Genomic DNA, 6,016 nt, shown 5'->3' with positions numbered 1-6,016 from the left:
TTTTAGTGGCCGCTGATGCGAACCAAGCCACATACTCATCGATCTAAAACTCAACCAGCCACAAACCAAGCAGCAGTGGCCATTGAAAATTAGTCGGGTATCTGAGCCATGGATGGCGAAGCTAAGCATACATGGATGTACTAGCGCGCCCGACAAATTTTTAATGGTCACTGATGCGAACCAAGCCAAAAAATAAAAAAACGCGAACCCTAACAAGGATCCGCGTTTAAACTATAGCTCATTACGAAGTGTTAGTGAGCTGACGCTTCACCAGCACCTTTCGGGTAACGAATGCTTTCAACAACGTCTTGAACATCTTCAGGTGCATCACCTGTCACTTTATGTACAACAAAGGCAACAATAAAGTTAAGGATCATACCTAAAGTACCGATACCTTCAGGCGAAATACCGAAGAGCCAGTTATCAGCAGAGTTCGCCGCCGGGTTAACAAACTTGAAGTAGATGATGTAGGTCGCCGTAAAGACAATACCCACAACCATTCCGCTTAACGCACCTTCTTTGTTCATGCGCTTATGGAAAATACCCAAGATAATTGCAGGGAAGAAACTTGAAGCCGCTAAACCAAAGGCAAATGCCACCACCTGCGCCACAAAGCCAGGAGGGTTAATCCCCAAGTAACCCGCAATGACAACCGCAGCTGCGGCAGCCATTCTCGCAAACAAGAGTTCTTGTTTTTCAGTTATATTCGGCATCAAATTTCGTTTCAATAAATCGTGCGAAATGGATGTCGAGATAACCAAAAGCAAGCCCGCTGCAGTTGATAATGCAGCCGCTAAACCACCCGCAGCCACCAACGCAATGACCCAGTTAGGTAACTCAGCAATTTCAGGGTTCGCGAGTACCATGATGTCGCGGTCGATGCTCATTTCGTTACGCTCATCCGCAGCGTAGAACATACGGCCGTCATCGTTTTTATCTTCCCAGCTAATTAAACCGGTTTTTTCCCAGCTGCTGATCCAGCTTGGCGCTTCTGAGTACAACGCACCTGCACCATCTGCACCATTAATGGTATTGATCATGTTCACGCGTGCAAATACCGCTACAGCAGGCGCCGTCGTGTACAAAATCGCGATGAAGATCAACGCCCAACCCGCAGAGCGACGTGCGCCCGCAACAGAAGGTACTGTGAAGAAGCGAACAATAACGTGTGGCAGACCTGCTGTACCAACCATCAATGCCGCTGTAATAAAGAAGACATCAATCATGGGCTTAGTGCCTTCGGTGTATTCAGCAAAACCCAGTTCTGTTGATAAACCATCAAGCTTATCTAGCAAGTAAACGCCACCTTCTGCAACTTCACCACCAAAACCTAATTGTGGAATGGGGTTGCCTGTCATTAACAACGAGATGAATACCGCAGGCACCATGAACGCAAAAATCAACACACAGTACTGTGCAACCTGTGTATAAGTAATGCCTTTCATGCCGCCTAATACCGCATAGAAAAATACGATAATCATACCGATGATAACGCCGGTGTTTACTGGCACTTCTAAGAAGCGGGAAAACACGACGCCAACGCCACGCATTTGCCCTGCAACGTAAGTGAACGATACGAAGATTGCACAAACAACGGCAATGGTGCGTGCCGTTTGGCTATAGTAACGATCGCCGATAAAATCGGGTACGGTAAACTTACCGAACTTACGCAGATAAGGCGCTAAACAAAGTGCTAATAATACATAGCCGCCTGTCCAACCCATGAGGTAAACAGACCCGTCGTAACCGGCGAATGAAATAATACCGGCCATTGAAATCCAGGAAGCTGCTGACATCCAGTCGGCTGCCGTTGCCATGCCGTTGGCAACCGGTGGAATACCGCCACCCGCAACGTAGAACTCTGAGGTTGAGCCTGCTCGTGCCCATATTGCTATGCCTATGTATAAGGCGAAAGATAATCCAACTAATATGTAGGTGAGTGTTTGTACATCCATTGCATTACCCCTCGTCTTCTTGAACGTTATATTTACGATCAAGCGCATTCATCTTTTTCACATAGACGAAGATTAATACGATAAATGTATATATTGACCCTTGCTGGGCAAACCAGAAGCCAAGTTTAAATCCAAAAAAGCGGATTTCGTTTAGTACGTCAACCAGCAGGATGCCAGCGCCGTACGAGACTGCAAACCATACGACTAGTAGGCTCAACATTATTTTTACGTTTTCGCGCCAGTACTGCTTGGCGTGTTCTTTTGATTCAAAGCTCATCGCGTCCCCTCCGATATTGTTATTGTGATGGAGATAAGCACCATAGAACTTAACAACAGTTTATTAGCTTGACTGTTCGACTTTGGTCGATAATAGACTAAAGGATAAGACGTCTTTGCGTTCAATTTGACGACTAGTTACTAAGGGACTGGGCTGGGGAGTAACGATGACTGTGGTTTGGGTTGTACTGGAGGCAGGTGTTCTTTTCTCGGTCGCTGCGAGTGCATCCATACACGCTAAACTTCGCCATCAATGGTAGGCTGATTTTTAGCTTTGTGGCTTGGTTCGTACTGGAGGTAGGTTGTCTTTTCTCGGTCGCTGCGAGTGCATCCATGCACGCTAAACTTCGCCATCCATGGCTCAGATTTCCGAGAAAAGACAACCTACCTCCAGTACTTAAAACTTTAAACTCTATTAACTTTAAAACTTTAATAGCCTGTTTTGTAATTTATGCAGGTGGGTATTTGGTTTGTTTCTCTATAATTTTTAATATTTTTTGCGACTATTGCGCTAGCTGTGTTTGGATTAGTTTGTGCAGAGATGTGCGGCAGAACTGTTATGCTTTTGTGCTGCCATAAGGGGCTGTCTTTTGGTAACGGCTCTTGGTCAAAAACGTCTAATACAGCGTGAGCCAGTTGGTGCTCATCTAATCTTTGTATTAAAGCTTGAGTATCAATAATTCGGCTTCTTGCAAAGTTTATTAAGCTTGCTGTTGGCTTCATTAACGATAACCGATCGATGTTTAATAAGTGATGTGTGTCTTGCGTTAATGGGACTAAGACGATGACAATATCGCTTTGACTTAATAGCTGGACTAGCCCTGCTTCACCACTTAATGACGTTAAGCCGGCTATCTGCTTTGGGTTACGACTCCAACCTAGAACGTTGAACCCGTTTTCGGCTAACCGTTGAGCTGATGCACTGCCTAGTTGGCCTAGCCCAAGTACGCCTATGGTTCTTTCACTGGGTCTTGCATAAAGTTTACTGCTCCATTCGGCCTTTACTTGGGCTTGTTGGTAATGGGGCATGTCTCGGTGTAAATACAGCGACCATGCCAAAGCTGCTTCGCTCATGGCATCGGTTAAGTTCGGGTCTATTAGGCGAACTATCTTTAAATTTTCTGCTTTAAAGGTGGCGACCAGTTTTTCTACCCCGGCCCATAAGCTGTGTAACCATTTTAAGTTGGCTAGTTGAGCTATGTTTGCTGGATCGGGGTTTGCGACGATAGCAATTTCACACTGTTGCTTTTGAATTTGGCTCAGCGCTGAGAACTCTATGATATTTTCATCCGGCAGTTCGGCTTGCAGTAACTTTAACCAACGTTCAGATTGTGTTGGACTTAACTCCCCGACCAGTGCGATTGGGTTATTCATTTCTCAAATACACCTTCAAAAGATTCAAAGCCTTTTATTTCAATTGGATTACCTGACGGGTCGCGAAAGAACATAGTGCCCTGTTCGCCAGCTTCTCTTTGAAACCTGATCTTTGGTCCATATTCAAACTCAATGCCCGCTGTTTCTAGGCGCTCAGATAGCGCTTGCCATTCATTCATTGGCAATATGGCGCCAAAATGGGGCATGGATACTTTTACTTCGGCGACTTGTCCGGTTTTTTCGACTTTAAACGGCTCGCCTAGGTGCAATGAAAGCTGATGGCCGAAGAAGTTAAAGTCGATCCAGGTGTCTGTTTGTCTGCCTTGCTCACAGCCCAATAAATCGCCGTAAAAGGCTTTGGCTTCTTCGAGGTTGGTGACGTGGAAGGCTAAATGAAATATCGATGACATGATGAGGCTCTTATTATTGCAAAATTGAAGATTAGCACCTTGCTTGAAGACGATGCAACTTCCTAAAGTAGGCAATTCTTGCGATCAAAATCAGCAAGTGAATAAAACTTGCCTATACTAAAAAGATGTTTCGCTTTAGGTCTTCCCGTGTTTAATCAATTTCGCAGTCGAACCGCCCATGTGTTAAGTGTTGATGCGGGTAGCCGCCTCTCAAGAGTCATAGACTACGCCCTTATCATTCTCATAACCTTAAACGTTATAGCGATCATCTTAGAGTCTGTACCCAGTTTTGAGCAGATTCATCACAATTCTTTAGCCACCTTTGAAGCTTTTTCTGTTTTGGTATTCAGCATTGAGTTTATTTTACGCATCTGGTCATGCGTTGATGAGGAAAAGTACCAAGGCTTAACCCCGGCTCAGGCACGTTTACGCTATTTGTTTTCACCCATGGCAACTATCGACCTACTGGCGATTTTGCCATTTTATCTCATGCTGTTTATGAGTATCGACCTGCGCTTTTTACGAATCATAAGACTGTTCCGAATATTTAAGTTAACCCGGTATTCTGGCGCAATGAATCTTGTATTAAGTGTCTTTAAAGAAGAAGCGGGTGCTTTTTTCGCTGCTTTTTTTGTGCTGGTAATGTTGCTGATTCTCGCATCAAGTGGTATTTACCTCCTTGAACACGATGTCCAACCTGAAGAGTTTGGCACAATTCCAGACGCTATGTGGTGGGCAATGGCGACCTTGACCACCGTTGGCTATGGAGATGTCGTTCCCATAACTGCTCTGGGTAAGATGTTTGGCGGGTTCATTACTATTATCGGCGTGGGTATGGTTGCCTTGCCTGCGGGTATTTTAGCCTCCGGCTTTTCCGATTTAGTTCATCGACGAAAAAAACTCTATTCCAGCCACCTAGAAAATGCCTTAAATGATGGTGTGCTGACACCAGAAGAAGAAAAAGAGCTTGAGTTGCTGCGAGAGAAGCTCGGTTTATCCCTTGACGATATTGAAGATGTAACTCACGCTTTCGTGAAGCAATTTCAAGGTTCCATTAGAGAGTGTCCGCACTGCCACAAACCGTTAATTCAAGAGCGTAGATCAGATCGTTGATCTTAAAATTAAGAAACTGACTTAGCAATGCCATAGCCAAATTGCTAGGAAAAGCTAGATTTTCCATCCAGATGACTTTACCGTTAGTCGTTTCTACTAACTAACATAGGGTTGTTTATGACGTTAGCCGCTTGGTTATCTATTGTGGGTATTTGCAGTTTAGGCGCTATTTCACCAGGCCCATCTTTAGCAGTGGTTCTAAAACACACTTTAAACGGGGGTAAACGGCAAGGCTATATTACGGCCATTACCCACGGCATCGGTGTTGGCTTATACGCTATAGCTTGTATCTCCGGGCTTGCATTTGTACTAATCGCTTCTGAATGGGCATTTACGCTTTTGCAATGGGCTGGCGCAGCCTATCTGGCCTGGATGGGTATAAAAGGCTTAATGAGCAAGTCAAACCCTAATCAAAAGCTTGAAGAAGTCACTGCAACCCAGGCAGCACGTGATGGTTTTTTCATCGTCTTCTTTAACCCTAAAATTGCCGTCTTTTTCATAGCACTATTCAGCCAAGTCATCGGCCCTGAAACGACGTTGGTGGGTAAGGCCGTTTACGCATCAACGGCCATGGTGATCGATATGGGCTGGTACCTCATTGTGGCTTGGCTATTCTCCAACGAGCGCTGGTTAGAAAAATTACAGCAAAAAGCGACGCTGCTGGATCGCATCTTTGGTGTAATATTACTGTTATTAGCAAGCAAGATAGCCTTTAGTTTAAGTTAGTCTCTCAAACCTAAATGCCACGAAAATGAATTTATGCTGCCTTCTTAGCGATCAAGTTGTGTATCTTCTCCCTATCTCTAATTAGGTATTCCTATTGCTGGCTATGAGGCAAATCAATAAAATGAGCTATTTCTAATATAATCTAACCAAAAAGACAGGGTT

Annotated in this window: 6 protein-coding genes; 2 read left to right on the top strand and 4 right to left on the bottom strand. The window is 44.6% G+C overall.

Annotation, left to right across the window (positions count from 1 at the left end):
* Nucleotides 1-251 precede the first annotated feature (251 nt).
* From ACI882_RS13355 to ACI882_RS13340, 4 genes are all read right to left on the bottom strand, one after another.
* Nucleotides 252-1,955 (bottom strand): sodium:solute symporter family protein, encoded by a 1,704-nt coding sequence (locus tag ACI882_RS13355; protein ID WP_411746272.1) that lies wholly within the window; start codon nucleotides 1,953-1,955, stop codon nucleotides 252-254.
* A 4-nt stretch (nucleotides 1,956-1,959) separates the two neighbouring features.
* Entirely contained in the window at nucleotides 1,960-2,232 is a 273-nt protein-coding gene (locus ACI882_RS13350; protein WP_411746273.1) for a DUF4212 domain-containing protein, read from the bottom strand.
* Nucleotides 2,233-2,660: 428 nt separating this feature from the next.
* Complete coding sequence (locus ACI882_RS13345) at nucleotides 2,661-3,605, bottom strand: 2-hydroxyacid dehydrogenase (RefSeq protein WP_411746274.1); 945 nt, start codon at nucleotides 3,603-3,605, stop codon at nucleotides 2,661-2,663.
* The gene (locus tag ACI882_RS13340; protein ID WP_411743819.1) at nucleotides 3,602-4,015 is read right to left on the bottom strand and encodes a VOC family protein; all 414 of its coding nucleotides are present in this window, start codon (nucleotides 4,013-4,015) and stop codon (nucleotides 3,602-3,604) included. Before ACI882_RS13340 ends, ACI882_RS13345 begins: the two co-directional genes overlap by 4 nt.
* A gap of 147 nt (nucleotides 4,016-4,162) precedes the next feature.
* Here ACI882_RS13340 and ACI882_RS13335 point away from each other — a divergent pair, with 147 nt between their 5' ends.
* Together ACI882_RS13335 and ACI882_RS13330 are read left to right on the top strand one after the other, a co-directional pair.
* Nucleotides 4,163-5,128, top strand: coding sequence for an ion transporter (locus ACI882_RS13335; protein ID WP_411743820.1), 966 nt, complete (start codon nucleotides 4,163-4,165; stop codon nucleotides 5,126-5,128).
* A gap of 117 nt (nucleotides 5,129-5,245) precedes the next feature.
* The gene (locus ACI882_RS13330; RefSeq protein WP_411743821.1) at nucleotides 5,246-5,854 is read left to right on the top strand and encodes a LysE family translocator; all 609 of its coding nucleotides are present in this window, start codon (nucleotides 5,246-5,248) and stop codon (nucleotides 5,852-5,854) included.
* Nucleotides 5,855-6,016 lie beyond the last annotated feature (162 nt).

The organism is Reinekea sp. (genome assembly GCF_046710285.1).
GTDB lineage: Bacteria > Pseudomonadota > Gammaproteobacteria > Pseudomonadales > Natronospirillaceae > Reinekea.
Note: the sequence above shows the minus strand (reverse complement) of the source record. Positions and strands in the feature narration are given on the sequence as shown.

What these genes read in the sequence shown, in the direction of transcription:
- ACI882_RS13355 (WP_411746272.1), bottom strand. Translation starts at nt 1,955, where the DNA reads ATGGATGTACAAACACTCACCTACATATTAGTTGGATTATCTTTCGCC.
- ACI882_RS13350 (WP_411746273.1), bottom strand. Translation starts at nt 2,232, where the DNA reads ATGAGCTTTGAATCAAAAGAACACGCCAAGCAGTACTGGCGCGAAAAC.
- ACI882_RS13345 (WP_411746274.1), bottom strand. Translation starts at nt 3,605, where the DNA reads ATGAATAACCCAATCGCACTGGTCGGGGAGTTAAGTCCAACACAATCT.
- ACI882_RS13340 (WP_411743819.1), bottom strand. Translation starts at nt 4,015, where the DNA reads ATGTCATCGATATTTCATTTAGCCTTCCACGTCACCAACCTCGAAGAA.
- ACI882_RS13330 (WP_411743821.1), top strand. Translation starts at nt 5,246, where the DNA reads ATGACGTTAGCCGCTTGGTTATCTATTGTGGGTATTTGCAGTTTAGGC.